This window comes from Stenotrophomonas capsici (assembly GCF_034961085.1).
In the GTDB taxonomy this organism is placed as follows: domain Bacteria; phylum Pseudomonadota; class Gammaproteobacteria; order Xanthomonadales; family Xanthomonadaceae; genus Stenotrophomonas; species Stenotrophomonas capsici.
In genome coordinates, this window is sequence record NZ_JAYFUH010000263.1 from 1 (window position 1) to 26829 (window position 26829).

Consider the following 26829-nt stretch of genomic DNA (forward strand, 5'->3'; position numbering starts at 1 on the left):
CTACCTGGCACTGCTGGACGAACAGCCCAGCGCGCTGACCCGCCTGGTCAACGTGCTGGCGCGCAGCGCGCTGTTGTCCGAGCGGTTGGTGGCGTTCCCGCTGTTGCTGGACGAACTGCTGGACACGCGCGTGGCCGGGCCGATGCCCGGGGCGCAGGAAATGCAGGACGCCTGTTCGGCCGCGCTGGCCATCGACGACCCGGAAGCGGCGCTGCGCGCGCTCAATGAAGTGCGCCTGGCGCTGAGCTTCCGCATGGCGCTGGCCTTCCACGATGGCCGCCAGCGTGCGGTGGACTGCACGTTGCAGTTGGCGCAGCTGGCCGATGCCGTGGTGGTCACCGTGCTGGAGATGGCGCGCGCGGACATGCGCCATGCACACGGTGAGGTGCCGGGCGGGCGCTTCGCGATCATCGGCTACGGCAGCCTGGGCGGCGAGGAGCTGGGCTTCGGCTCGGACCTGGACCTGGTGTTCCTGTATGACCATCCGGCCGAGGCCGAGGAGAGCGATGGCAAGCGACCGCTGGAAAGCGGGCGCTGGTTCGCACGCCTGGCGCAGAAGGTGATGGCGCTGCTGTCGGCGGTGACCGCCGCCGGGCGCCTGTATGACATCGACGTGCGGCTGCGCCCGGACGGTGGCAAGGGCGCGCTGGTGTCTTCGCTGGCCAGCTACACCGAGTACCAGCGCGAGCGTGCCTGGACCTGGGAACACCAGGCGCTGGTACGCGCGCGCGGGGTTGCCGGCACCGGGTCGCTGCTGGCCGATTTCGAGCAGGTGCGCGATGCCACGCTGGGCCGGGCGCGCGACGCGGAAACCCTGTTCGGCGACGTGATGAAGATGCGCGGCCGCATGCGCGCCGAACTGGACCGCAGCGATGCCGGGCGGCTGGACCTGAAGCAGGGCGCGGGCGGGCTGGTCGACCTGGAGTTCGTGCTGCAGACCGGGGTGCTGTCGCAGGCCGCGGTGCATCACGCGCTGTGCGGGCCCCGCCAGACCCCACGCCTGATCACCGCCCTGGCCGGCGTCGGTTGGCTGCAGGAAGACACCGCGGCGGCGCTGCACGATGCGCACGCGACGCTGCTGGACGTAGGGCTGGGCTGCACGTTGGACCGGCGCCCGCGCATGGCGGTGCCGACGGCGGAGATCCAGGCCGCCTGTGCGGCGATCACCGCCGCGGCGGTGGGCAAGGGCCTGGTATTCCCGGGCGGCGCCGGGGAGTGAGGCACGCCGGCGGCGAGGCGCCTGGTGGTTACTGCTTCACCGGTGCCATCTTCCACAGCAGGGCACGAAACGGCGCCAGCAGGCACAGGCCGATGCCGAGCTTGACCAGCCAGTCGCCGACCGCCCAGCTGACCCACGGCAGCTGCGAACCGGCGAAGGCGATCGACCAGAAGATGGCCGTGTCCAGCGTGGCGCTGCAGGTGGTGGCCACCATCGGTGCGCGCCACCAGTTGCCCACGCGCAGGCGGTCGAACACGGTGATGTCCAGCAGCTGCGCGCAGATGAAGGCCAGGCACGAGGCCACCGCGATGCGCGGGGTGGCGATCCAGACCGACAGCACCACCGCCACCGCGAAACCGGCCCAGGCCACGCGGCGCGCGGCCTGCGGGCCGAAGCGGCGGTTGATCAGGTTGCTGACCAGGAACGCGACCGGGTAGCTGAAGGCACCCCAGGTCAACCAGTCATTGATCGGGTACTGCACCAGCACATTCGAGCCCAGCACCACGGCGCCCATCGCCAGCACTGCCAGCAGCAGCGAGGTGGGGGTGAGCGGGGCGAAGCGGATGGACGGATGTGGGGACATGGGCACTACGGGCAGCACCGTGAGGCGCCGCATCGACAAGGGAAAGGGGGGGCAGCCGCGCCCGGACGGGCAGCAAGGCAGGCGCGCATTGTACCCGCAGGTTGCTGGCCGCCATGTAAAGGCGGCCCAGACCTCGTCGCCAGGGGATGCGCACAAAGCCCCTCTCCCGCCTGCGGGAGAGGGGTTGGGGTGAGGGCAGCTTGAGCAGGGGGCCGCCGGGGGTCAAACCGCACCCCTCCCCAACCCTTCCCTGCGCCTACGGCGCAAGGGAGGGGGCCAAAGCGGCTTTTGCCGCAATCTGAAAGACCATGCGGAACCACCCCCTCCCTTGCGCCGCAGGCGGAGGGGAGGGCCGGGGAGGGGTAAGCCTTCCCCCGTCAAAGCACCTGCGTGCGGCTGTCGTCGGAGGCTTCGACGGTCGGCACGAAGGTCAGCACCGCGCCGTCCTCGGCGCGCAGCATCCAGCCGGCGCCCTGCGGGCTGGGGGTGAAGGCGACCCGTTGGCCGACGTTGAAGTTGGCGGCCGGGTTGTCCTCGCGCTGCGGCCAATGCAGCTGCGCGGTGTTCTCCGCGTTGCTCGGGTCTTCCAGCGCGACGGTGCGGCCGCCATCGGCTGCTTCGGTGATCGACTTCACCTGCATGTCCGGCAGCGGGCCGGCGGTCAGGCGCCGTGCCTGGCGGTCATTGTGCGCCCGGGTAGACGACTCACCGGCCTTGCCGCTCACGCCGGCGGCCAGGAACAACGGCGCCGATACCAGCATCGAGGCGCCCGCAGACACCACCAGCGTGCTGATCTCGGACTTGTTCATGCCTTCGCCGGCGCGTGCCGGCGCCACCGCCAGCAGGCAGGTCACGGCGACGCTGGCGACAAACAGGGTAAGCGGGGTCTTCATGGGAATTCCTGGGGAAAGAAAAACGACGGGTTCACAACGTGCGGGTGCGGCTTTCATCCACCGCCTCGATGCTCGGCACGAACGCCAGCGCCGTGCCTTCGGTATCACGCAGCATCCAGCCGGCGCCCTGCGGGCTGGGCTGGAAGGCGATCATCGCCCCCACGCGGAAGCCGGCCGCGGGGTCGTCCTCGCGCTTGGGCCATTCCAGCGTGGCGCGGTTCTCGGGATTGCCGGGGTCTTCCAGCGCCACCCGGCGGCCGCCATCGGCCGCGGTCTCGATCGACTTGACCTCCAGGTCCGGCAGGTGCCCGGCCCTGAGGCGGCGCTTCTCCCCGCGGCGCTCGCGCGATGCCTTGGACATGTCGGCCGCGCCGCGCACGCCGGCGGCCGACAGGAACATCGGCCCGGACACCACCATCACCGCGCTGAAGCCGGCCACCAGCACCGAGCCCTGCGAGCCGTTGAGGTTCAGCCCGTCCATGCCCGCCTGCGCGGGGGCGCTGGCCAGGCCCAGGCCGACGACGACGACGGCGAAGGCGAAGGTGAGTGTGCTGCTGCGGATCAGGTGCTTCATGGGGAGGACGCCTGTCGTGGGGACGCCGTGCCGGTCACCGCCGGCACCGGGGTCTGGTGGGGGATGGACAACTCGCGTTCCAGCGCGCCGCTGCGGTGCAGGAAGTCGAACACCGACTCCACCGTCACCACCGAATAGTTGCCGGAGATGCGTTCGCTGGCCGGATGGTCGGTGACGGCCACGTTGTCGGCGAAGAACCGCGCACCCAGGCGCTTGCCGATGCCGATGTGCATGCGGCTGGGCGTGTAGCCACGTTGCTTGAGCCAATCCAGGGTGCGCTTGCGGTCGTCCAGCACGGTGCCGTCGCCGGACTGCGCCATCGCCGCGGCGGTGACCTCCAGGATCCACTGGTTGGAATTCTGGTACTCGGTGCTGCCGGGGTAGGCCAGCATGCTGTAGCGCGGTTCATGCAGCGCACGGGCCTGCGGCGCCGCGCCGGCCAGCAGCGCCTTCAATGCGCCGCGCACCGCCGGCGTCGGGACGCCCACGCGCAGGTCGGTGGTGATCGAGCTTTCGCCGACCAGGTTGACCAGCCCTTCGCGGTACAGGTCGGAGTGGTCGGTCTTGCAGCGGTTGAGCAGGTGCACCACGTCCCAGCTGCCTTGGTCATTGCGGACCAGGAAGGCCAGGTGGCTGTGGCGCAGGCCGTACTTGCTCAGGTCCTGGCCGCCGCGCGCGGCCAGCACCACGTCCACGTCGGGCAGGGCATCGAGCGTGTCCGCGGTGACCGCGGCCATGTCGAACATCGCTGCGATGGTGGTGGGCGGCGGATAGCGCGGTGCGCAGGCCTGCTGGGCAAAGGCCGGTGCGGTGAGGGCGGATAACCCGAGGCAGGCGGTCAGCAGGCGTGTTCTGCAATGTTTCATTGGCGCGCATCCTTGCATGGCATTCGAAAAGGAATCGTTAGTTCAGGGGCTGCCGGCACGGCCGCCTTGCGTTCGCGCAGATCATAGAGCCAGGCCACGTGCGGTGGGGCATGGCCGGTTACAGGCCCAGCCGTGCGCGGACGTCGGCCGCGATCCGTGCCGTCTCCCGCAATGGCTCGACCTCCTGCGCGGGAGGATCAAGCACCGCCAGGCCGTCCAGCAGCCGCCCGCGTTCGCGCAGCACGGCCTGGAAATGCGCCATCCGCCCCTGCGCGCGCTGCCCCAGCAGCACGCCCACCGGCACCCGCGTGGCGCAGGCCTCGGACAGCAGGTTCACCGAGTCCGGCGTGCACACGATGCGGTCGGCCCAGCCCAGCAGCCCCGCATAGGGATTGGACCCATCGCCGCCATCGCTCCAGATCACCCCGGGCACGTCGTCGAAGGCACGCAGCAGGGCCTGCGTGGTCGCCCGCGGGGTGCGCCGCGAGGTGGTCGCCAGCACGCTGCCGCCGTCGGCGCGGATGCGCGCGGCCAGTTGCGCGAACAGCGGCTGCAGGTCGGCGTCCTGCCACGGTGCATGGTCGGTGGGGCCGCCGACGAGCAGCGCGGTGCGCGGGCCGGGCAGTTGTTCGAAGCTGGAGAACGCCGCGCGGCCCCAGGCCAGCCAGTCGTCGTTGACCGGGTTGAGGCTGCCCAGCAGGGTGAGCACGTTGTCGCCGCGCAGGCGGTCATGCTCGGGCACCACCACCAGGTCCCAGTGGCGCGCGCCGATGCGCGGGTCCAGGATCTGCACGGTGCGGGTGCCGCGGCGGCCCAGCAGCCGCAGCGCCGCCGCGGCCTGCCGGCCACAGCCGATGGCCAGCCCCGGCGGGTTGCCGGCCAGCTCGGCGAAGGTGGGGCCAAAGCCGTGCGCGGCGCCGGGCAGCAGCCGCGGCGACAGCCAGCGCCAGGGCGCCTGCGGCTGCAATGCCAGCCGTTGTTGGCCACCCAGGCGCAGCGTCGATGCCAACGCCACGGCCTGGCGCACGTTGCCGGCGCGGCCGTCGGTGATCGTCCAGGGAAGCGTCGATCGTTTCGCGTATGGCATTAATTCGTTTCAGTAAGTCTGGGTGTTGCAACAGTCGGAGCGTTCTACACTGCGTCCTTGCATCGACGTTGCCATTGTCCGGGGCTTTCCGGCGCAATGCACGACCGTAGCCCTTTCACCACGGAGTTTCCATGTCCGACATCTTCAACGATGCCGCGCTTGACCAGCTGTTCCGCACCGCCCGTACCCAGAACGCCTTCCAGGACCGCCCGGTCGAGGACAGCCAGCTGCGTGCCCTGTACGACCTGCTGAAGTGGGCGCCGACCTCGGCCAACTCGAGCCCGGCACGCTTCGTGTTCGTGAAGTCCGCCGAGGCCAAGCAGAAGCTGGCGCCGGCCCTGTCCGAGGGCAACCTGGCCAAGACCCTGGCCGCGCCGGTCACGGCGATCATCGGTTTCGACCAGGATTTCCACGAGAAGCTGCCGTACCTGTTCCCGCACGCCGACGCCAAGTCCTGGTTCGACGGCCCGCGCGAAGGCCGCCACGAGGCGGCGTTCCGCAACGGCACCCTGCAGGGTGCCTACCTGATCCTGGCCGCCCGCACGCTGGGCCTGGATGCCGGCCCGATGTCCGGCTTCGACCCGGCCAAGGTGGACGAAGCGTTCTTCGCCGGCACTGCCATCAAGTCCAATTTCCTCGTCAACCTGGGCTATGGCGATCCGTCCGGCGTGTTCCCGCGCCTGCCGCGGCTGTCCTTCGACGAAGCCGCGCGCATCGAGTAAGTGTTGCACCGGCGGCGTCCCTCACATCGGGCAACGCCGGGTATGTTGAAGCTGCCTGCATTCCCCATTCCCGTCCTCAAGGAGAGTTCCATGTCCAACCTGTCCAAGCTGTTGCTCCCGCTGGCGCTGGCCGCCGCCATCACCGCCTGCTCCAAGCCGGCCGACCAGGCCGCCGCACCGGCCGCCACCCCGGCTGAAACCGCTGCGCCGGCCGAAGCCGCCGCCGCTGCCCCGGCCGCCCCGGAAGCGGCCGCCATCCAGGTTGCCGCCGGCACCTACAAGCTCGACCCGACCCACACCGACGTGCTGGTGCAGTGGAACCACCTGGGCTTCTCCAACCCGACCGCGCACTTCGGCAACGCCGACGGCACCCTGGTGTACGACGCCGCCGACGTGACCAAGTCGACCGTGGAAGTGACCCTGCCGCTGTCGGGCCTGAACAGCTTCACCGCCAAGTTCGACGAGCACCTGCGCAGCGCCGATTTCTTCGACGCCGCCAAGTTCCCGACCGCCACCTTCAAGAGCACCAAGGTGGAAGCGGCCGGCACCAACAAGCTGACCGTCACCGGTGACCTGACCGTCAAGGGCGTGACCAAGCCGGTCGTGCTGGACGTGACCGTCAACGGTGCCGGCGAGCACCCGATGGCCAAGGTGCCGGCCGTCGGCTTCGACGCCACCGCCACCCTGAAGCGCAGCGATTTCGGCATGGGTGCCTACGTGCCGAACGTCGGCGACGAGATCAAGGTGCGCATCACCACCGAAGCCCTGGTCCCGAAGGCTGAAGAAGCCAAGGCCTAGTAATCGGCGCCGGCCCCGGCCGGCATGCGACATGACAAAGGCCCGCCAGCAATGGCGGGCCTTTGCTATGGATGGGAGCAGCGCTGTTCCCCTCCCTCTTTGCCGCAGGCAAGGTGAGGGGTAACGCGTTTACTCGCAGCGCACCGCGGTGATCACATTCCCCGCATCCACGTACACCCGCAGGCGGTCCTGGCGGATGTCGCGCGAGACGATGGTGCCCGGGCCGATCGGGTTGACCAGCCCGGCGCCACTTTCCTGCTTCAGGCGGCGGATGGTGGGTTCGTCGTTGGTCTTGCCCACGGCCCACTGCACGCCGGCATCGCTGCAGCGGCCGAAGTCGGTGTCGCGCGCGGCCGACGGGGGGGGCGTGCTCTGGCAGGCACTCAGGCCGGCTGCCAGCACAGCGGCAACCAGCAGCGTACGAAGGGAAGTGGCGCGCTCCATGGGCATTCCAATGGCAACAGGGGCGCTGAGCATAGCAGCGCCATTTTGTACGGATGCCGTCCGGCGCGGTGGCCGGGCAGCGATTACTCGCAGCGCACGGCGGTGATCACATTCCCGGCGTCCAGGTACACCCGCAGGCGGTCCTGGCGGATGTCGCGCGAGACGATGGTGGTCGGTGTGATCGGGTTGACCAGGCCGGCGCCGCTTTCACGCGAAAGCCGGCGCATGGTGGCCTCGTCGCCCGGCTGACCCACCGCCCATTGTAGGTCGGTCGCGCTGCAGCGGCCATCGCCGGCGATGGTCGGCCCGGGCGTGGTCAGGCAGCCACCCAATGCCCCAGCGAACACGATGGAAGCGGCGGGCAACAACGCCTTGTGGATGCGGAACAGGTTCATGCGTGGACCCGGGAGTCTGCGGCCGGAGGTGGTTGGGCCGAGCATACCAGCCGGCAATGGCCGCACGATTGATCCGAAACAATGTGTGCGTGCGTGAGATTCCCCACCATCCCGAACGACGCCGCTCCTGCGGTTTCAACCTGCGCGCGGCAACGGGTTGCGAAGCCGATCACACCCGCGCATTCGGCGCCGCCGGCGCGCAACACATTGGTGGCATGATCCGGCCTGCATGCAACGTGCTGTTCAACTTTAGGGGAGTGATCCATGAAGCGCATCAGACGATCCATTGCCGCTGCCTGTGCCACGTTCCTGTGTGGTGCACTGGCCCTTCCGCAGGCCGAAGCCTGCACACGCTTCGTCTATCACGGTGCCAACGGTGAAGTGATCACCGGGCGCTCGATGGACTACAAGATCGACACCGGCACGCACCTGTGGACCTTCCCGCGCGGCATGAAGCGCAGTGGCGAAGCCGGGCCCAACTCGCTGCAGTGGACCTCGCGCTACGGCAGCGTCATCGCCAGTGCCTACGACATCTCCACCACCGACGGCATGAACGAAGCCGGGCTGGTCGCCAACCTGTTGTGGCTGGCCGAATCGGAATACCCCGAGCGCACCACCGGCAAGCCGGGCCTGAGCATCGCGGCGTGGACGCAGTACGTGCTGGACAACTTCGGCAGCGTCGACGAAGCGGTGAAGGCGCTCTCACGCGAGCCGTTCCTGCTGGTCTCCGACAGCCCGCCCGGCGAGCAGCGCATGGCCACGCTGCACTTGTCCATCTCCGATGCCAGCGGCGACAGCGCCATCATCGAGTACATCAAGGGCAAGCAGGTCATCCACCACAGCCGCGACTACCAGGTGATGACCAACTCGCCGATCTTCGAGGAGCAGCTGGCGCTGGAAAGCTACTGGCGGCAGATCGGCGGCACCGTGATGTTGCCCGGCACCAATCGCGCCTCCGATCGCTTCGCGCGTGCGTCGTTTTACGTCAACGCCATTCCCAAGGCCGAGGACCCGGTGGAATCCATCGCCAGCGTGTTCAGCGTGATCCGCAACGTGTCGGTGCCGTACGGCATCACCACGCCGGACCAGCCCAACATCTCCTCCACGCGCTGGCGCACCGTGGCCGACCAGAAGCGCCTGCTGTACTTCTTCGAATCGGCACTCACGCCCAACGTGTTCTGGGTGGACATGAAGAAGCTCGATTTCAGCGAGGCCAGCGGCAAGGTACGGCGGCTGGACCTGGGCGAGTTCCAGCGCACCACCTACGCCGGTGAGGCGAATGACCAGTTCAAGGAAACGCCCGCGTTCCGCTTCCTGGGGATCTGAGCGGCGGTGGCCACGGGCGTGTTTCGACAAGGAGGGCATGGCATGCGGCATCTGGCCGTTCATCGTTGCATTGCAGTGGCGCTGTTGGCCGCAGGCGCGCTGCCTGCGGTGCAGGCGCAGGAGGCCGCGCAGGACGGCCGCTGGCGTTTCCAGGCCACGCCGTATGTGTGGATGAGTGGCCTGGAAGGCCAGGTGCGGCCGTTCCGCAGTGCGCCGGCCGCCGACGTGGACAAGTCGTTCGCGGAGTTGTTCGAGAGCCTGGATGCGGCGGCCTTCGTCACCGCCACCGCGCGGCGCGACCGCTTCGTGCTGCAGGCCGACCTCACCCACGCCTCCACGTCCGACTCGGCCGCACTGCCGATGGGCCTGTCGGCGCGGGCGAAGGTGCGCCAGACCTCGGCCACGCTGACCGCCGGCTATGCCTTCGCCCCGACCGAGGCGGCCGGGGTGGACCTGATGGCGGGACTGCGGCATTGGGATGTCAGCACTGCGGTGGACGTGACCGGCATCGGTTCGGCGCGGTCGAAGTTTTCCTTCGTTGACCCGGTCATCGCCGCGCGCTGGCGGCAGGCCGTGGCACCGTGCTGGTCAGCGCTGGTGTACGCCGATGCCGGCGGTTTCGGCGTGGGGTCGGACGCAACCTGGCAGGTGCTGGCGCTGGCCAACTACCAGGCCCGTGACAACCTGTTCCTGTCGATGGGCTACCGCCACCTGCGCGTGGATTACCGCGAGCACGGGCGGCGACTGGACGTGGACCTGTCCGGCCCGATGCTGGGCCTGACCTTCCTGTTCGGCAAGGGACACGGCGCGGCCGCCTTGCCGTGAGGCAAGGCTGAGCATGACTGCCCCCTCCCTTGCGCCAGCGGCGCAGGGGAGGGCTGGGGAGGGGTGCTTCTGACGAAGCTGCCGAACACGTCGGCCGGAAGGTCCTCGCGCTGCGCCCCTTACTCCGCGTCGCTCGGGTCCGCCTTCCAGTAACCGGTGGCGCGGATCCAGTCCTTCGGCACCTGCAGGTGGCCTTCGACGAACTTGCGCATCATCCGTGCACGCTTGGACTCGGTGGCAATCCAGTAGAACGCATCGCCGTCGGGTTGCTCGAAGTCGACCAGCGCGTCCTCCAGCAAGGTGCTGGTGGCCGCATCCACGCCGTTGCGCTCGAACCACGACACGGTGACCTGTGCAGCGCTGTGCAACGGCTGGCGGTCGCCCTCTTCCGGGATCTCGATGAACACCTCGGCCACTGCGCCTTCGGGCAGCTCCTCCAGGCGGCGAGCAATGGCGGGCAGGGCGGTTTCGTCGCCAATCAGCACATAGGCGTCGAAATCGTCGGCGATCACGTGCGAGCCACGCGGGCCGGCCACCACCAGTGGATCGCCGGCCTTGGCATGCGCGGCCCACTGTGTGGCCGGGCCGTCGCCATGCAGCACGAAATCGAGTACCAGCTCGCCGGCGTCGGCGTCGTACAGGCGCGGGGTGTAGTCGCGGGCCGGCGAGGGCAGCTGGCCTTCCGGGTAACGCGGGCCCTGCTCGGTCAACACCGGCAGCACGAACTGGCCTTCGGCGTTGGGGAAGAACAGCTTGACGTGGTCGTCCGGCGCGCGGCTGTCGAAGCCTTCCAGCGCATCGCCTCCCACCACGATGCGCTGCATGTTCGGGGTCAGGCGTTCGCTGCGCAGCACCTGCAGGTGGCGGAAGCGGGGAGTGAAGCGGATCAACTGGGTTTCATGCAAGGACATGGCAGTACCTGGGGTCAATGACGGCATGGGCCGGGGTGACCTGGCTGGATCGCTCTGGCTGGGTCGTAACGAAAGGGGGAGGGCTTACTCGGGCGGGGTATCGCGCACCAGCGCGGTGGCCTCGTCCAGCAGTGCGGTGATGCGTTCGACATCGGCGCCCTGCCAGCGGCCATGGCGCTGCATCATCGAATGGGTGAGTTCGCGCATGGCTTCGCGCACCGACGGCGGCAGGTTGGCCTTGGTGATCACGCGCGCGCTGTGGCGCGCACGCAGCAGCGCGTCGTCCACCTCGCCCTGGCGCAGCTTCAACTGGGCCTGGCCGACGGCGGTGATGTGGTAGCGCTTGCGGCCACCTTCCTCCTCGGCCTGCACCCAGCGCTGGTTCTCGAAGTCGGCCAGCAGCGGGTACACCGAGCCGGCGCTGGGCGTGTAGACGCGCATGAACATCTCGCTGACCTGCTGGATCAGCTCGTAGCCATGGCGCGGCGCCTGGCCGATCAGCGACAGCAGCAGCAGGCGCAGGTCGCCCCGGCCCAGCGGGCGGGGGGAGGAGCGGCGACGGGGTTCGGTGGCACTCATCGGGTCTTTTCGATATATCGAAACGTGCGAAACGATATATCGAAAACTCCAGCCGGGCAACATCCGGCGGCTGCGGGCAGCCAGACAGAGCGTTTCGCCAGCGGGATGCAGCACGCTGGCTGGGAATTGCTGCAATGCAGCATGATCATGCCTGTCATGCCGCTGACCCGCCGCGCTGCCAGCCTGCAGCCGCATCGCTGCCTTGGTTCTGCCGCAAGGCCCTCCCGGGGTTGTCCCGTGGTGTCCCTGATCCCGCTGCATCGCTGTCGTCATCTGTCTTGCGGACACTGGCTTTTACGCCTCCATACGTATGCGTAGCCCGCTTGGCAAGGGGTCGGGTGCGCTACACTTTGGAGTTCAAAACAACGAACAAGCGCGCGTGTGCGTGCAGCAACTTGGGAGCGCTAATGAACTGGTTGAATGAGGTGCTGAACAACGACCCGAACCCCCTGGAGACCCAGGAGTGGATCGAGTCGTTGAAGGCCGTTATCGATGTCGAGGGCCCCGAGCGCGCGCATCAGTTGCTGGAAGGCATGGTTGAACTGACCCGTCGTTCGGGTGCGTTCCTGCCGTTCTCGCCCACCACCGAATACGTCAACACCATCGAGCCGCAGCTGGAGGCCAAGAGCCCCGGCAACGCCGAGCTGGAATGGCGCATCCGCTCCATCATCCGCTGGAACGCGATGGCCACCGTGGTGCGCGCCAACCGCAAGCCGGGTGACCTGGGCGGCCACATCGCCTCGTTCGCCTCCGGCGCGACGCTGTACGACGTGGGCTTCAACCACTTCTGGCGTGCCCCGAGCGACACCCATCCGGGCGACCTGCTGTTCATCCAGGGCCACAGCGCTCCGGGCATCTATTCGCGCGCGTTCCTGGAAGGCCGCATCGACGAGCAGCAGCTGGACAAGTTCCGCATGGAAGTGGACGGCGGTGGTCTGTCGTCCTACCCGCACCCGTGGCTGATGCCGGACTTCTGGCAGACCCCGACCGTGTCGATGGGCCTGGGCCCGCTGGCCGCCATCTACCAGGCGCAGTTCATGCGCTACCTGGAAAACCGCGGCCTGATCGAGAAGAGCGACCGCAAGGTGTGGTGCTTCATCGGTGACGGCGAGTCGGACGAGCCGGAAACCCTGGGCGCCATCGCCCTGGCCGGCCGCGAAGGCCTGGACAACCTGATCTTCGTGGTCAACTGCAACCTGCAGCGCCTGGACGGCCCGGTGCGCGGCAACGGCAAGATCATCCAGGAACTGGAAGGCGTGTTCCGTGGCGGCGGCTGGAACGTCATCAAGCTGCTGTGGGGCTCGTACTGGGATCCGCTTCTGGCCAAGGACACCAACGGCGTCCTGAAGAAGCTGATGATGGAAACCGTCGACGGCGAATACCAGAACTGCAAGGCCTTCGGCGGCGCGTACACGCGCGAGCATTTCTTCGGCAAGTACCCGGAAACCGCCGCGATGGTGGCCAGCCTGTCCGACGACGACATCTGGCGCCTGAACCGTGGTGGCCACGACCCGCACAAGGTGTACGCCGCCTACCACCAGGCCGTGAACACCAAGGGCATGCCGACCGTGATCCTGGCCAAGACGGTCAAGGGCTACGGCATGGGCAGCGCCGGCGAGGCGCTGAACCCCACCCACCAGACCAAGAAGCTGGACGACGAAGCGGTGCGCCACTTCCGCGACCGCTTCAACATCCCGGTCACCGACGAGCAGCTCAAGGACGGCCAGGTGCCGTTCTACCACCCGGGCCCGGACTCGCCGGAAGTGAAGTACCTGCAGGAGCGCCGCGCCTCGCTGGGTGGCTACCTGCCGCAGCGTCGCCAGAAGGCCGACAAGTCCTTCACCGCGCCGAAGCTGGAAACCTACGAGCGCCTGCTCAAGGAATCGGGCGAGCGCACCTACTCCACCACCATGGCCTTCGTGCAGACGCTGAACATCAGCCTGCGTGACAAGGAGCTGGGCCCGCGCCTGGTGCCGATCGTCGCCGACGAAGCGCGCACCTTCGGCATGGAAGGCCTGTTCCGCCAGATCGGCATCTACGCCCCGTACGGCCAGAAGTACAAGCCGGTCGACGCCGACCAGCTGATGTACTACCGCGAGGACCAGAGCGGCCAGGTGCTGCAGCAGGGCATCAGCGAGCCGGGCGCGATCGCCTCGTGGATGGCGGCCGGTACCAGTTACTCGGTCAGCAACGTGCCGATGCTGCCGTTCTACATCTACTACTCGATGTTCGGCTTCCAGCGCGTGGGCGACCTGGCCTGGCAGGCGGCGGACATGCGTACCCGCGGCTTCCTGCTCGGCGGCACCGCCGGCCGTACCACGCTCAACGGCGAAGGCCTGCAGCACGAAGACGGCTTCAGCCACATCGTGGCCGGCGGCATCCCGAACGTGCGCAGCTACGACCCGACCTTCGGCTACGAAGTCACCGTGATCCTCCAGCATGGCACCAAGGCCATGATGGAAGACCAGATCGACGAGTACTACTACATCACCCTGATGAACGAGAACTACACCCATCCGGCCATGCCGGAAGGTGCAGCCGAGGGCATCATCAAGGGCATGTACCTGCTCACCGACGCCGGCAAGCCGAAGAAGGGCGAGCTGCGCGTGCAGCTGCTGGGCAGCGGCACCATCCTGCGCGAGGCCATTGCAGCGGCCGAACTGCTGGACAAGGATTTCGGCGTCACCGCCGACATCTGGAGCTGCCCGAGCTTCAACGAACTGCGTCGTGATGGTTTCGACGCCGAGCGTTGGAACCGCCTGCACCCGGAAGCCGAACAGCGCAAGCCGTACGTCACCCAGCTGCTGGAAGGCCGCCAGGGCCCGGTCATCGCCGCAACGGACTACGTGCGCGCCTACACCGACCAGATCCGCGCCTTCGTGCCGGGCACCTACTCGGTCCTGGGCACCGACGGCTTCGGCCGTTCGGACACCCGCGCCAACCTGCGTCGCTTCTTCGAGGTTGACCGTTACTACATCGCCCACGCTGCCATCGCGGCATTGGCGAAGGACGGGAAGATGACGGCAAAGGATGTTGCCCGGGCGATCAAGCAGTATGGGATTGACCCCGAGAAGGCTAATCCTGTTGGGGTTTAATTAGTCAATTAATTGACGAGAGAAAGGGCGGCCATTGGTCGCCCTTTTTTTGGGCTAATGCCGGCGCGGTATGACGCAAATAGCTTGCTTTCGATGATAAAGTCCTTCTACACGGAGGGCTCCTTGGAGCTCGTCTGCGAGCGAGTGGATTCAATATCATCACACGGAGCGGCTAGTGAATAACGGGATACTCGAGGCTATTAAGAAAGGCGAGTTGATTCTATTTTTAGGTGCTGGAGCTTCATTTGGTTGCACTAGCTCGTCAGGAAAAGCAACAAAAATGCCGGTGGAACTGGCAAAGACATTGGCTGTCGCCGCTGGCCTCGAATATCATGGTGAGACTCTCGATGTTGTCTACGAGGCTGCTCAAGAGAAGCTCGGTGTTCGACTGAATCGAATTCTTGAGGATGAATATCGTCATACAAAGCCCTCGAGGGATTATGAAATTCTTTCTAAGTATTCTTGGAAGAGAATATATACAATCAACATTGATGATGGGCTTGATCACGCGCTAATTAGGAATAGTGAGCAGAATATATCTAAGTTCATAGCAAGTGATCCTGTTGAGATTGAGTCAAGATTTTTTGAAAAGCTCCAGCTCGTAAAGCTAAATGGATCTGCTGATCAGATCAATAGAGGTCTCATATTCTCTCCATCTGAGTACGCGCGTGCAGCGGAGTCTCATAATCCATGGTATTCGACCTGCGCATCTGATTTTGTTCGAAGTCCAATTCTTTTCATCGGCACTCAACTGAACGAGCCGCTTCTTAAATTTCACATTGAAAGATACCAAGCGCTGAGCGGAGAGTCGCCTGGTGTTAGTTATCTTATTGCGAAGGATGCGACGCCCATCCAGATTCAGAGTCTCAAGAAGTACAAGATTGAATTCATTAAGGGGACCTTTTCTGAATTCGTTTCTTGGTTGAAGGATAATCTTGGCGAGTCTCTTTCGCCTATGGACCTTGCTTATGCAAGCATGCCTCAATTGCGAGAGTTGAAGAGCTCTCGTGATCCAGAAAAATTTGCTGGCTTGTTCGATGCTGTTTTACCCATAACTAAGACTAGTGTTGGAGTGAACGATGCCGAAGGGGCTAATGCTATTAGAGACTTCTATAAAGGGTTTAAGCCTGGCTGGAGTGATATAACCAAGGGTGTTCCTGCAGAGCTAGCTATCCTCGGGGATGCGAAAAGCTATATAAATTCCATCTGTCCGGTAAAGTCGCACTTCCTTCCGATTCTAGGTCCCGCGGGAGCTGGGAAGACAACCCTACTAATGCAGCTATGTTGGTACTACAGTCAGAGCAGCGATTGGAGCGTCTACTTCCTTGATGCAGAGCCTGTATCGTTTATAGAGACGCTGGTAGAACTGGAGCGCACTTCTGCATCTCCGATGGTGGTTGTCGCTGTCGACAACATTGAGCTCATGGTGGAGGGAATTAAGCATGTGCTCGAATCCGGAAGGCTGACCAAGACACTAATCATAGGCTCCGAGCGGGAGAGTACCTGGAATAAGCGGGGGCGGCACGTACTAGCCGGGCTTCACCTGACCCCGTGTAGAGTCAGTGAGTTCACTCATGACGATGCGAGCAAAATTTTAGAGAAGTTGAAGCTGTACGGATCATGGACTCGGCTCGGAAAGATGAGTCACGCCGAAAGGATTTCAGAGCTGGTGAGGCGAGCGCGTAAGCAGCTTCTCATTGCGCTGATGGAGGCTACGCTGGGGCGCGGCTTTGAGCAGATTATCGAAAGTGATTACAATGGAATAACGTCAAGCGATGAAAAGTTGTTTCTCGCGATTGTGGCAGTAATAACCGATAGGCGAATCGAAGCTCCAGTGCCTCTGCTTGATCGTGCGCTAGATAAGGTTGGGATTCTTCGTAGAGCGGTCTCTTACGTGGACGATCTGGCAGGGATTGTCCATATGACGAGTGCCGGTGTTAGCGCGCGGCATCCAATCTATGCACGCTATCTAATTGATAGAGTTATCGATCCGTCCATAACCGCCAAGGCAATTAACGGAATTCTTCAGGCCTTCTCCGACTATCGAGCTCCGGTAATTCAGAATGTGAGCAAGAGTGAAGCCGCTCTATACAAGAGTATAATAAATCACAGGTTTCTATTTGATGTCTTGAAGGGAAGTGAAGCTCTTACCATAAATACGTACAAGAATCTGGAGAAAAAGTTCGAATCTGACGGTCTTTTCTGGCTTCAGTACGGATTAAGTCTTAGGGACTTCCAGAGAACGGACGACGCGCTCGACAAATTGAGGATTGCTCGTGATGCCTATCCTATGCCGCATACCCTCCATGCGCTGGCGCAGCAGCTTTTAAAATCTGCTGAAGAGTCTTCCAGTAGGGCCGTCGCACTTGCTCTTTCTGAAGAGGCTAAGGAAATCCTGGAGGGGTTGGATGATGTGATCTCCAGCGATGATACGTATCCGATCGTGACTCTCGCTGAAGGCCACACAAAGGTGATCTCAAAACACGTATCCGAGCTTGAGGCTAGGTCGCTTGCAAACAAATATTCGCTCGTTCTTGGTATCAGGTCAAAGGCCAATCCTCAGCACGAAAGGCTGAGAATCGCCTATGAGCGGCTTTTTAATTTTGCTGCCACTGGAATTATTAACTATTGATATTATAGTTGGAATAAAGGGGTCGGATTCGAGCTTCTAAGTCTCTGGCCCTTGTTCTTTGGGGCAACCAAGTTTTTCGGGTGTTAGCTGGCGACCGAGCTGGGCTTCGTTGGTTGCTCGGAATCGGTCGCTCCCCCCATTGGGCGCTGATGTCGCATGTGGTTGCTGAAACGGGAGGCATCTTCATCGCTGGCCTGCTGTACCAACTCTCGATAGGCATGCAGCCGTTCTGCTTCTGAGCGGGCCAGGCAGCTGTAGCAGACGTGCGGGCGAATGAGCGGGTCGGCTCTGCCCAGCGCGTTGTGGTGGTAGCTCGACCATCGGTAGCCACCTGCATGGGACACCATTCCGGCGCGGACCGGATTGAGTTCGATATAGCGATAGCATCGCAGCAGGTGTTCGTCGTTGGCGACGAGGTGTGATTTGTACCGTCCCTACCACTGCATAGTGGGCGCGCATGCGCATTATTGAGGTGTGATGTGTCCGGGGTGATCTGCGACAGCTTGACTAGCAGGGGTTCGGTGCTCTCTAGTGGGTCATCCCATGAAACAGCGGAAGCATCCTCTCAGCGGCCCGACAGAATCGAGCTGTCAATCACCTCCTTCGCATTCGGAAGGACTTTGAATGCAGATCTGGGAATGCTCACCTGCTTTCGATTTCCACCGTGTTGTCCGCTGTCAAGTCCGTGTGTGCCCATCGTTCTCGGGAACTCTATCTCGAATCCTTTGCGCAGATGAATACCGAGCCACGTGAACCCGCTGCCTTCTTCGTGGGCGTTGAGCAGGTGCGTTGCAGGATCGTCATGCTTTCCATTCAGACCAGCGTGATCTTCAAGGACAAAATGAAAAAGCGGGTGCTCGTCGGGCAGGATGCCGGCCAGCCTCGCGAGGTGCATATCCATCCCGAATGTATTCCCCGCTGAGGGATACTTGCGCTTGAACTCCGCGACAAAAATCGTGTCGTTCTGCCTGCACACGGCGTCGATATCGAATGGATAGCCGCCTGTGACTTCGAGAAAGCAGTTGATGAAGATTCTCGATCGGATGAGATCGTTTGCCTCCTCGATAGTCCATTTGCTGAAGAGGCTGACGGCTGCTTCAGATAGTGCCGAACTGGAATTGAAATCAGGCGGGTACTTCTGCGGGGTTCGCATCCCACAAGGGTTGGCATCGAGGAATTGACAGGCAGTGAAAGTCTTCCCCTCTGCATGCATGGCTTTCAGGTGAAGTCCCTTGTTGTCGAACCATGCCTTCCAGACCTGGAACTTCCTGTACATCAAGGAGCGGGCGAAGGCTGTTTCAAGTTCGGTATCGTTGTCAGGACCTTCCGAAAGCTTGAACCAGATACGCCTGCCTTCTTTATCAGAACCACAGACATGCCAGCCCTGGGAGACTTCGTGATTTTTTCGCATCCGGTCCACGAACAGCTTTTCGAAAATGAAAGCGGGAGCACGTTTGAAGCTCTCTGCTGCCAGGTAAGCACGCAGCGGCGCTGTGCGGGATGGATCGATGCAGTCAATGCTGCCCTGATAGAAGGCGGCAGCGATGCTGCGCACTGAGATCTTTCCGTCGATGCGGAAGCTCTTGGGGTCGCTTTCAAGGAGTGGCTTGTATCCACGTGGAAGATCCGACGTGGCCATTCTCATCTCCAGGATGCCATTTCGAGCATGGGCATGCTCTTCGCAAACAGATTCATTCGCAGAATACTATCAGTAGCCCGCTACACTTCGATGTAAGGATATTCCTTACATCATTGTGCTGGCGGCTTCATGGATGAGCAATGGCGAACTCGATGCCATGGCGAAAGTGCTGCGCAAGCTTGCCTGCGAACGTCATGCTTGCTATCAATGCCATCCAAATGGAAGAACATTTAATCCCATTCCCAGAATGGGATTATCTGATTGCATAGGGGGCTACATGGCTGTATGGCAGTTCAGATCGTTGAATCCGAACGAGAATTCGGGCGCAAGCACGGTCGATGACAACTTCGCGGTGGAAGAGCGGACGGATGTCGAGATTCTCGTGCGGGAGACGCTGCAGAATCCACTTGATGCGCGCGCGAAGCCTGATGACAAAGTGCGGGTGAGCTATCGCATCGTCGAAGTCGAGACAAAAGCCAGTCGGTTCTGTACTGAGCTGTTCCGGGACGTCTGGTTGACCCATGCCAAGGCGGGGCAGCTGCTTGCTGCTGCGCCGCCGGTGACGAGTAGATTTCTGGTCATCGAGGACTTCGGCACGACCGGACTTGAGGGGGCTTACGACGACTCCTCCGTCGACGGGCCGAGCGAGAACTGGAATGCGTTCTGGTTTCGAGAGGGAGAGGGCGCCAAACAGGCGCGTTCCAACGGCGGGGCCGGACAGGGCAAGATCACGCTGTATCTGGCCAGTTCGATCCGCTCGGTCTTTGCACTGACCCAGCGACGGTCCGATGAAAAAGCGCTGTTGTTTGGTTGCTCGCGTTTTCGCCGGAACTATCGTATCGGCAACAGCAAGGAGCGATGGGCGAAAGAGGCTCGCTGGGGCAGTGTCGAGGACGCCTCGCGGCTTGCCGAACCGGTTGTGGAGGCGGGCTTCATCGCGGCGGTCAAGCAGGAACTGAATCTTGCGCGGGGTGATGCTGCGGGGACGAGTTTCATCGTGCCATTGCCGCAGGCAGAGTTGACCGAAGAGTCGATACGGAAAGCGGTCGTGAATGAGTTCTTCTTCGCCATCTGCCGTGGGCGGCTTGAGGTGACGGTGGGCGACGTTCTGCTTTCCGCGGAGAGTATCGTAGGCCACGCTGCAGCGCTGGGTGAGGATGCGCGCAGCAGTGCTACGTATCGCGAGTTTCTACGGTTGGCTGCGATGAGGACCGGGTTACCCCCGTTGGCCAGAGCGGATGCCGAGTGGACGAAGAAGTTTGATGCCTCGGTGTTTCCGGAAAGCGACCTGAGGGTCCTGAAGAGCGAATTCGAGCTCGGAGAGCCTGTGGTCGTGGAGTTTCCGTTGGGAATCAAGGCCAAATCAGACGGCGCGAAAAGAACGACCTTCAAGGTGTTCCTGCAGCAGGATCAGGATCTTGAGAAGAGTGAAGAGCTGTTTGTACGCCAGGATCTGGCAATCGACGGCGAGAAGAAGCTGAAGAACGTCAAAGCAGCCATGCCGGTGATGGCATTGACGTTCATTGACGATGCCGGGCTTTCAGAGTTTCTGGTCTGCGCGGAAGAACCGACGCACCGGACGTGGAATGCGCAACGCCCGAAGGTGAAGAACAACTATGTCGCGCCGGGTACAGCGCTGTCTGCTGTGCGAAATGCTGCGTCCAGGCTTGTGCAGCTGCTGGCGCCCACGGCGAAGCGTGACGAGACCGCATTGGCGCTCTACTTTGCCGACCCTGCACAGTACGAGAGAGTCAGGAGGGGTGAGAAGGGAGTCACGGACAAGGAGGAACGACCGGGTGTGGAACGGCTGGTGGATATTCCTCCCGCCAAAGCAAAGCCGGTGGTGCTCAAGCCAAGGCAGGATGGGTTCAGCGTACAGGCGGTGGTGTCGGAAGGTGAAGCATTCGTTCCTATGGAATGCAGAGTACAGCTTGCCTACGCAACGGTGCAGGGGGATTCGTTCAAACTCTGGGATGCAGCCGACTTCTGGTTGAATGATGAGAAGCGCTTTCCTGCCGAGGTTAGCGGAGTGGATGAAGTCATCAGAGACGGCAACGAGCTGGCTTTCGTTATCCGTGATGAGACGTCCTCATTGACGCTCAGGGGGTTCGACGCACACCGCCAGCTGGATATCAGGCTGAAGTACAAGGAGGTTGCTGATGAAGCAGATATCGCGACGAACTAATCCCACTGACCTGAAACAGCTGGATCGAAAGCATTTCACCTTGCGCGTGGCCGACGAGGTGGGGGTGGGGCGCTCGTTCTGGATCGAGCGGTTCGATCATAAGGCTGCAGGCGTCCCGGCAATGGCACGTATGAGCTGCATCGCCGGAGCCGGCAGCACCGAGCAGTACTTCGAGCTTGGAGACGCTTCAGCCTTCCAGCGAAAGCCGATGTTCATCAATGAGCTGGCCAGGGACAAGCCGCTGCGGTTCCGCTTTGTCTTCAATCTGCCCGGGGATGTGCGCCTGCTGGGGTACGTGGACGGCGTACAGCCGGTGGATGAGGCGGGTAATCTCGGCGGAAGTCTGGTGGACATCCATCCGATGGATCTCGATGGACCGTTGTGGCTGCTTGCGCTTCCATCGGCAGATGATCCGGATGACAAGCCGTGCCTGATGGTTGAAAGATCGATTTTTCCTACAGCCCAGAGCGCAGTTGCTCATCCCTGGTTTGTCGCGCTGGTGATGCCGGAGGTCATGCGGCAGATTGCGGTGGCCATTTCGGAGAACGGCGGCGCGCTCGAGGATGATGGGAGCTGGATGGGGAAATGGAAGGAATACTTCAATGCGCTCGGTGTTTCGGAAGTGCCCGATGAGGATGCTCTGGGGGATTGGGCCGTTTCAGTGGCAAAACGCTTTGCAGGTAGCGGGCCGCTGAGGCTTCAGTTCGAGCGTCTGGCTGCGGAAATGCAGGGGGAATTGGAATGAAATGCCAGGTTGCCATGCTCAATGAAGACGGCATCGGGATGTTCAGAATGTGGCTGAAAGCCCCGGCAGGAATGCCTCCCCGTGAGATCTTGACGGACCCCAGGTTCAGTATCGTGCTGGAGGAGGATCATGAGATTGATCTTGATCGTCGATTCGAAACGACCTACGAACTTGGCAGGTATCTTCACGAAGAGGTGTTCGGCGGTTCCGTTGATCGTCTGAAGCTGCGTGGCAGGCACGGACTGTGGGCTTGGATATCTCTTGCCATGATCGGCAGTCTGCTGCGGCGAGGCAGAGGGAAAACAGGCCTTCCGCTGGGTGAAGCGCATTATGTCCATGCCGGTGAGCGTTTGGGCTATCGCCTCATTGCGCGTACCGCCTGGGAGGTGGTGTGCCTGCATGGTGACAATGCGCGACTCCCCTTCAGTTCTCCTGCGTCGCCTTGGGGGGATGTCGCTGAGCAGATGACTTCACGACAGGAGATATTCATGCATCCGAGCTTCTGGAAGGTGGCCGGAGTGCTGTATCTGGAAGCGGATGGGCGTGTAAAGCGTGGGGTATCAGCCATCCGTAGTGCAGGACATCGAAAGAATCCACGCAGTCGAGTCGGGCTCGGTGGCCTGCGACGCCTGGCAGTGAGCTTCGGTCAATTCGAGCGGACTTATCTGCTGCGGGCCATGACGGCGGAGCAGATCATCGGGATCCTGCCCCGGGAATATGGTGCATGGGCACCAGCTCAAGCCCAGGTTCAAGTCACCGAGATGGCTTGAGTGTCCCTGATCGTCACGGGTCACAGGCGGGCAGCTGCTGCCCGCCCCCTCGATCAGAGCAGCGCGGGCGGATGCAACGCGAGCAGTGTCGGTCGCTTTCTCCGTATCTCATGCTCGAAGAAGTCCTTGAAGGAAATGACGTTGGGATGCCCCGCATAGGCAGCTTCCTTGCTGGTCTTCAATGATTCGGGGACGACGAGAGCGATATCCGCAGTCTGCATCTCATCCAGAGCCTGGCTGGATACGCGATCATCCACCGTGGCCAGAAAGATCGCGCAGTTGAAGCGTTCGTGTGTGACCTGCTTCCAGCGTTCCCGCAGCGTGGTCTTTGCCGAGAGGATCGCGGCTTCGTTGTAGCTCCGCTCGCTCTTCAGTTGAACGGAGTGTTTGTCCGGGAGTACGAAATCCGGTCGTCGGCCGCCAAGGATTGCCTGTTCCTCGAAGCGCACATTGCCAGCCTTCAATAGGGTTGCAAGGTGATACTCGAAGGAGCGACCAGCGCGGGTCTTTCGCTGTTGACTGGCGCTGAGGAAGATCCGGTCCAGATCTGGAAAGCCACGGACAACCGATGTTGTCAGGTCGGGGTGTTTCGTCAGTGCCGAGTACACTTCGACGGCGCGACGACGAAGCTCATGGCGTTTGAAGATCCGGTACTCATGATCACGGCTGATACGCATGACCGCATCGCCCGGAGCCTCCATGTCGTACGGATTCAAGGACCTCATGCGCTCTGCGGCGAGGTACAGGGACTGCGCCTCTTCGGCCAATCTGGAAGGAGAGGGGAGTGTGGCGACCGATGCCAGAAGTTTCGACAGGGTGCCTTGGCGAGCCGCTGCGTCTATCTGTTCGATGAGCTCGGCCGAGACATCCTTTTCAAATGCCCCCGCGGCCAGTAGTGCGGAAGGCTCGATGAGTTCATGATGGAAGTCGGCCTTGATGTCCAGGCTCGTTTCGAGCAGTTCAGCGTCCTGGCTGGTGGAGTCGATGACGATGAACCAATACAAGGCATCGGAAACGGGCTCCAGAAGCTTCCCGCCGATAAGCCATGAGGCTGGGCTCAAGTCCCTGAAAAGGTCATGTGGCACCACAGTCAGGTGCGTTTCCGGGCCCTTGTTGCTGTAGTGACGCATCCCCGAGATCCTGCGCTCACCGGTCTGGGGCCAGAAAGTGATGCAGGAGGCCTGGAAGATGTGGGGCTTGTCCTCGCGCGCGATCAGCGGCGGGAAATAGTCGGATTCACGAATCAGCCGGGGAATGTAGATCCCGGCCTGGTGCTTGCCCTTGTCGTCTGCCCAGGAAGTGTCATTCCTGGAAAGCTTCTTGAGGAAGAGCTTGGTGCTGCGGGAGGCCCAATGCTCGATGAGTTCCCATTCGCTCTCTTCGGAATTGATCTGGAACAAGGCACCTTCCTCCCTGGAGGTTTCAAGACATTCGTTTTAGGGTTGAAGCCAGAGCATCGAAGACGGCAGCCTGGGCATCCGGGCGGAGGCTTCGAAGCGAGCATTCCCAGACTTCGATGACGCGCCACTCCATATCGGCCAGTTGGGCTTTGACTCGAGCATCGCGGAGGCGATTCGTTTCTATCTTCGCCTGCCAGAACTCCGGCCTTGTCTTTGGCTGCCGGAAAAGCGGGCAATCATGTCCATGCCAGAAGCAGCCATGAACAAACAACGCCGTTCGGTACTTCGGTAGAACAATATCCGGGCGCCCCGGTAGACCTGCCCCGCCCAACCGATAACGGAACCCCCGGGCATGGAGAGCCTTGCGGACAAGGACCTCCAGCTTGGTGTTCGAGCCACGGATCCGCGACATCTGTGCGGATCGCTGCAGCGGGGTGAGGCTGTCGACCAAGGTCAGGCCTTGGCCTTCTTCTTCGCTGGCTTTGCCGGCTCGGAAGAGGTATCGGATAACAGATGCGGGACCATGATCCGTGCAACCTCGCTGATCACCGGCACCACCACCGAGTTTCCGAACTGCTTGTAGGCACGTGTGTCGGACACCGGGATCCGGAAGTTGTCGTCGAAGCCCATCAGGCGTGCGCATTCTCTGGGGGTGAGACGGCGGGGGTTCTTTTTCGCCCCCTGTGAGATGAGGATTTCTGATCCGTCCTTGTAGTAGCGGGCGGAAAGCGTTCTGCAGGTGCTCTCCTTTGTGACCAGGCCGAAGCCGAATCCATTGCCCTTGTCCCGGTGCTTGGCTGCATAGTTCTGCAGATACTCCCAAAGCTTGTCGGACAGGGTGTACTTCTCGAGGACCTTGCCCTTGGCACCATTGATATAGGGGGAGTCGTCGGGTTCGGTGCCATCCTGCCGATGAAGCACTGCGCCCATTCGGGGAGAGATTCCGAAATCGGGAAGTTCGAGGTCGTCCCAGGTGAACGGAACCTCTTCGCGGAAGCCGACGATGATGATGCGCTCGCGGTGTTGCGGACCGAAGTGTTTGCCGTTGATGACCCGATGATGGACGTGGTAACCCAATTCGTTCTGAAGCACATCGATGATGGTCGAGAACGTCCGCCCCTTGTCGTGACTGACCAGGTTCTTGACGTTCTCCAGCAGGAACGCACGGGGCTTCTTCTCGGCAATGATCCGGGCTACATCGAAGAACAGCGTGCCTTGGGTCTTGTCCGCGAATCCATGCGGGCGGCCAAGCGCGTTCTTCTTGGAAACACCTGCGATGGAGAATGGCTGGCACGGAAAGCCTGCCAGCAGCACGTCGTGATCGGGAATGTCCCGCTCATCCACCTTGGTGATATCCGAGGCGAAAACGTGGCCCTCACCATCATGGAAGTTCGCGCGATAGGTCTTGACGGCGTAGGGATCCCATTCGCTGGTGAATACACAGCGGCCACCCTGCTTCTCGAACGCCGTGCGGATCCCACCAATGCCGGCGAACAGGTCGATGAAGCGGAACTTGCCTTCGCCAGAGGGCGGTTCGCCGAACGGCAGCAGACGCTGGCGGATCGCGTCTGCGATGTAGGGCTTGGGCTCGGTCTCGCGGGTCTGCCAGCGGCGGACAGTCTTCGGATCGACTCCCAGTGCCTGGGCGACCTCCTTTGGGCTGAAGCGTTGGAGGGAAAGGTCGATCAATTGGTACGTATTCATGAAGGCTCCGGGAACAACGGGGACAGTATGTCCAATTTCTTCCCGTGGGAGAAGGGTGCAATCAGCAGAATGGGCCGATCCGTGTCGGAGTTCGACTTGCAGAGCTCCGCGGCGGGGAAGCCTGCCGCGCGAAGGTCTCACCAGCTGCGATTCCTGCAGGTCGATGGGAGGAAAGGCACGCAGCCAGGATCTGCCACCCTTGGCTTGGAGGGCTTCCGACGGGGGGTTATGAGGACCAATACATGAACTCACTGACCTTCAGAGATCAAGTGTTGTGTCGATGCCATCCGACGCTTCTGGTCGTAAGAGATGAAATGACGTTTAGGGCGCTCGGAATGCGCTCGAAACGATATGCGAGGTGGAAGGCATGATTGGGTACGATACGCGCCACCTGGTTTTCCCGCTCCGGATTCCGCTGCCCAGGCTGGCGGCCATCCGCGTTGTTCTGCATCTGCGCTTCCCAACCTCGACCACCCCATGATCGCCACCCTTCTCGTAGGCATGCTGTGTGTCTACCTGCTGAGCTTCACGGTGATGTTCCTGCTCATCAGCCGACGGCTGCGCGGCGAGAAGATGGGCATGGACGCGTTTGCGGTGGGCAACCTCACGCTGGGCATGGCCTACGTGCTGCAGCTGCTGGAGGGGCCGGCGGGTTGGAGCTGGATGAGCGTGGTCAACCATTCGCTCACGCTCTGCTCGCTGCTGGCGTATTGCGTAGGTGGGGCGCGCTTCTTTGGCCGCGCCATGCCCCTGCTATGGCCGTCGGTCGGCATTGGCGTGGGTTATGCCGTGGTGCAGGTGCTGGTGGATGCGGCGTGGGGTTCGGTGGCGCGCTACTCGCTGCTCGCGGCGACCTGTGCGCTGTGCTTCATCGGCATGGTGGCGGTGCTGTTGTATGGCGTGCGCACGTTCGCGCGCGACCTGCGCGGTGAGGTGCTGCTGTTCGCGTTGCTGATCAGTGGCATCTGCGTGCTCAACGTCATCAAGCTCATCAAGCTGCTCAGTGGTGGGCTGGCGGCGTTGAGCATGGATGGCCCGTTCCAGATGGTCTTCTATGTCTATATGTGCTCGCTGGCGACCATTCTGCCGCCGTCGATCGTGTGGCTGGTGTTGCGCCGCCTGACCGATGCGCTCCGTGGCATGGCCGCGCGTGATCCGCTGACCCAATTGCTCAACCGTCGCGGCCTGACCGAGGCGTTGGACGCCTGGTTCCGGCGGCCCAATGCCCGGGCCCGCCTGCTGCTGGTTGATGTCGACCACTTCAAGCGCATCAACGACAACTACGGCCACCATGTGGGCGACGCGGTGTTGTGTGGCGTGGCGGATGCGCTGCGTGGCGCGGTGCGCAAGGACGACCTGGTGTGCCGACTGGGGGGAGAGGAGTTCGCCGTCATCTGCATGGGCGCCGACGATGCGGCGGCACGGCGCGTGGCCTAG

General features: G+C 62.6%; 24 protein-coding genes. 11 read left to right on the forward strand and 13 right to left on the reverse strand.

Annotated features, from left to right (window positions below):
- Window positions 1–1219: DUF294 nucleotidyltransferase-like domain-containing protein (locus VA603_RS19085; protein ID WP_323439769.1), on the forward strand; the 1219-nt coding region annotated here is incomplete at its 5' end.
- A 28-nt stretch (window positions 1220–1247) separates the two neighbouring features.
- Here VA603_RS19085 and VA603_RS19090 read toward each other — a convergent pair.
- The 5 genes from VA603_RS19090 to VA603_RS19110 form a co-directional block, all read right to left on the reverse strand.
- Window positions 1248–1802 (reverse strand): queuosine precursor transporter, encoded by a 555-nt coding sequence (locus tag VA603_RS19090; RefSeq protein ID WP_132863419.1) that lies wholly within the window; start codon window positions 1800–1802, stop codon window positions 1248–1250.
- Window positions 1803–2179: 377 nt separating this feature from the next.
- Complete coding sequence (locus VA603_RS19095) at window positions 2180–2695, reverse strand: hypothetical protein (RefSeq protein WP_323439770.1); 516 nt, start codon at window positions 2693–2695, stop codon at window positions 2180–2182.
- A 31-nt stretch (window positions 2696–2726) separates the two neighbouring features.
- The gene (locus tag VA603_RS19100) at window positions 2727–3269 is read right to left on the reverse strand and encodes a hypothetical protein (protein WP_323439771.1); all 543 of its coding nucleotides are present in this window, start codon (window positions 3267–3269) and stop codon (window positions 2727–2729) included.
- The gene (locus VA603_RS19105; RefSeq protein WP_323439772.1) at window positions 3266–4135 is read right to left on the reverse strand and encodes a DUF2145 domain-containing protein; all 870 of its coding nucleotides are present in this window, start codon (window positions 4133–4135) and stop codon (window positions 3266–3268) included. The genes VA603_RS19100 and VA603_RS19105 overlap by 4 nt, the downstream gene beginning before the upstream one ends.
- Before the next feature lie 118 nt (window positions 4136–4253).
- A complete protein-coding gene (locus tag VA603_RS19110; RefSeq protein ID WP_323439773.1) occupies window positions 4254–5222 on the reverse strand; it encodes a mitochondrial fission ELM1 family protein in 969 nt (322 codons plus the stop codon).
- Between the two features lie 131 nt (window positions 5223–5353).
- Here VA603_RS19110 and VA603_RS19115 point away from each other — a divergent pair, with 131 nt between their 5' ends.
- Both VA603_RS19115 and VA603_RS19120 read left to right on the forward strand, forming a co-directional pair.
- On the forward strand, window positions 5354–5944 hold the full coding sequence (locus VA603_RS19115) for a malonic semialdehyde reductase (RefSeq protein WP_132863426.1): 591 nt from the start codon (window positions 5354–5356) through the stop codon (window positions 5942–5944).
- A 90-nt stretch (window positions 5945–6034) separates the two neighbouring features.
- Window positions 6035–6742, forward strand: a complete 708-nt coding sequence (locus VA603_RS19120; RefSeq protein WP_323439774.1) for a YceI family protein — start codon at window positions 6035–6037, stop codon at window positions 6740–6742.
- Between the two features lie 129 nt (window positions 6743–6871).
- Here the strand turns inward: VA603_RS19120 and VA603_RS19125 are convergent, their stop codons facing one another.
- Window positions 6872–7186 carry a hypothetical protein gene (locus VA603_RS19125; RefSeq protein WP_425603755.1) on the reverse strand — a complete coding sequence of 105 codons (315 nt, stop codon included), beginning with the start codon at window positions 7184–7186 and terminating at the stop codon, window positions 6872–6874.
- A gap of 83 nt (window positions 7187–7269) precedes the next feature.
- On the reverse strand, window positions 7270–7581 hold the full coding sequence (locus VA603_RS19130) for an I78 family peptidase inhibitor (RefSeq protein ID WP_323439776.1): 312 nt from the start codon (window positions 7579–7581) through the stop codon (window positions 7270–7272).
- Window positions 7582–7845: 264 nt separating this feature from the next.
- Between VA603_RS19130 and VA603_RS19135 the strand changes: the two genes are divergently transcribed.
- Window positions 7846–8907 (forward strand): linear amide C-N hydrolase, encoded by a 1062-nt coding sequence (locus VA603_RS19135; protein WP_132863432.1) that lies wholly within the window; start codon window positions 7846–7848, stop codon window positions 8905–8907.
- A gap of 42 nt (window positions 8908–8949) precedes the next feature.
- Window positions 8950–9732, forward strand: coding sequence for a hypothetical protein (locus VA603_RS19140; protein ID WP_323439777.1), 783 nt, complete (start codon window positions 8950–8952; stop codon window positions 9730–9732).
- Between the two features lie 119 nt (window positions 9733–9851).
- Here VA603_RS19140 and VA603_RS19145 read toward each other — a convergent pair whose 3' ends face one another.
- Both VA603_RS19145 and VA603_RS19150 read right to left on the reverse strand, forming a co-directional pair.
- Window positions 9852–10643, reverse strand: coding sequence for a siderophore-interacting protein (locus VA603_RS19145; RefSeq protein WP_323439778.1), 792 nt, complete (start codon window positions 10641–10643; stop codon window positions 9852–9854).
- An 84-nt stretch (window positions 10644–10727) separates the two neighbouring features.
- Window positions 10728–11222 (reverse strand): PadR family transcriptional regulator, encoded by a 495-nt coding sequence (locus tag VA603_RS19150; RefSeq protein WP_323439779.1) that lies wholly within the window; start codon window positions 11220–11222, stop codon window positions 10728–10730.
- 407 nt (window positions 11223–11629) lie between these two features.
- Between VA603_RS19150 and aceE the strand changes: the two genes are divergently transcribed.
- Together aceE and VA603_RS19160 are read left to right on the forward strand one after the other, a co-directional pair.
- Window positions 11630–14317, forward strand: a complete 2688-nt coding sequence (gene aceE, locus VA603_RS19155; RefSeq protein ID WP_313252855.1) for a pyruvate dehydrogenase (acetyl-transferring), homodimeric type — start codon at window positions 11630–11632, stop codon at window positions 14315–14317.
- A gap of 175 nt (window positions 14318–14492) precedes the next feature.
- Window positions 14493–16949, forward strand: a complete 2457-nt coding sequence (locus tag VA603_RS19160) for a P-loop NTPase (RefSeq protein ID WP_323439780.1) — start codon at window positions 14493–14495, stop codon at window positions 16947–16949.
- A 565-nt stretch (window positions 16950–17514) separates the two neighbouring features.
- Here VA603_RS19160 and VA603_RS19165 read toward each other — a convergent pair.
- Window positions 17515–18588 carry a hypothetical protein gene (locus tag VA603_RS19165; protein ID WP_323439781.1) on the reverse strand — a complete coding sequence of 358 codons (1074 nt, stop codon included), beginning with the start codon at window positions 18586–18588 and terminating at the stop codon, window positions 17515–17517.
- 133 nt (window positions 18589–18721) lie between these two features.
- On the opposite strand from VA603_RS19165, the gene VA603_RS19170 reads away from it, so the two are divergent.
- The 3 genes from VA603_RS19170 to VA603_RS19180 are packed head-to-tail and all read left to right on the forward strand — an operon-like array spanning window position 18722 to window position 22288.
- Window positions 18722–20773: a hypothetical protein gene (locus VA603_RS19170; RefSeq protein ID WP_323439782.1), complete on the forward strand. Its 2052-nt coding sequence runs from the start codon at window positions 18722–18724 to the stop codon at window positions 20771–20773.
- Complete coding sequence (locus VA603_RS19175) at window positions 20748–21518, forward strand: hypothetical protein (RefSeq protein ID WP_323439783.1); 771 nt, start codon at window positions 20748–20750, stop codon at window positions 21516–21518. Before VA603_RS19170 ends, VA603_RS19175 begins: the two co-directional genes overlap by 26 nt.
- Window positions 21515–22288: a hypothetical protein gene (locus VA603_RS19180; protein ID WP_323439784.1), complete on the forward strand. Its 774-nt coding sequence runs from the start codon at window positions 21515–21517 to the stop codon at window positions 22286–22288. The genes VA603_RS19175 and VA603_RS19180 overlap by 4 nt, the downstream gene beginning before the upstream one ends.
- Window positions 22289–22341: 53 nt before the next feature.
- Here the strand turns inward: VA603_RS19180 and VA603_RS19185 are convergent, their stop codons facing one another.
- From VA603_RS19185 to dcm, 3 genes are read right to left on the reverse strand one after another with little or no spacing between them, the layout of a single operon-like run.
- Window positions 22342–23688, reverse strand: a complete 1347-nt coding sequence (locus tag VA603_RS19185) for a type II restriction endonuclease (RefSeq protein WP_323439785.1) — start codon at window positions 23686–23688, stop codon at window positions 22342–22344.
- Between the two features lie 22 nt (window positions 23689–23710).
- Window positions 23711–24139, reverse strand: coding sequence for a very short patch repair endonuclease (locus tag VA603_RS19190; protein WP_323439786.1), 429 nt, complete (start codon window positions 24137–24139; stop codon window positions 23711–23713).
- 2 nt (window positions 24140–24141) lie between these two features.
- On the reverse strand, window positions 24142–25392 hold the full coding sequence (dcm, locus tag VA603_RS19195) for a DNA (cytosine-5-)-methyltransferase (RefSeq protein WP_323439787.1): 1251 nt from the start codon (window positions 25390–25392) through the stop codon (window positions 24142–24144).
- A 477-nt stretch (window positions 25393–25869) separates the two neighbouring features.
- Here dcm and VA603_RS19200 point away from each other — a divergent pair, with 477 nt between their 5' ends.
- Window positions 25870–26829 (forward strand): GGDEF domain-containing protein, encoded by a 960-nt coding sequence (locus VA603_RS19200; RefSeq protein ID WP_323439788.1) that lies wholly within the window; start codon window positions 25870–25872, stop codon window positions 26827–26829.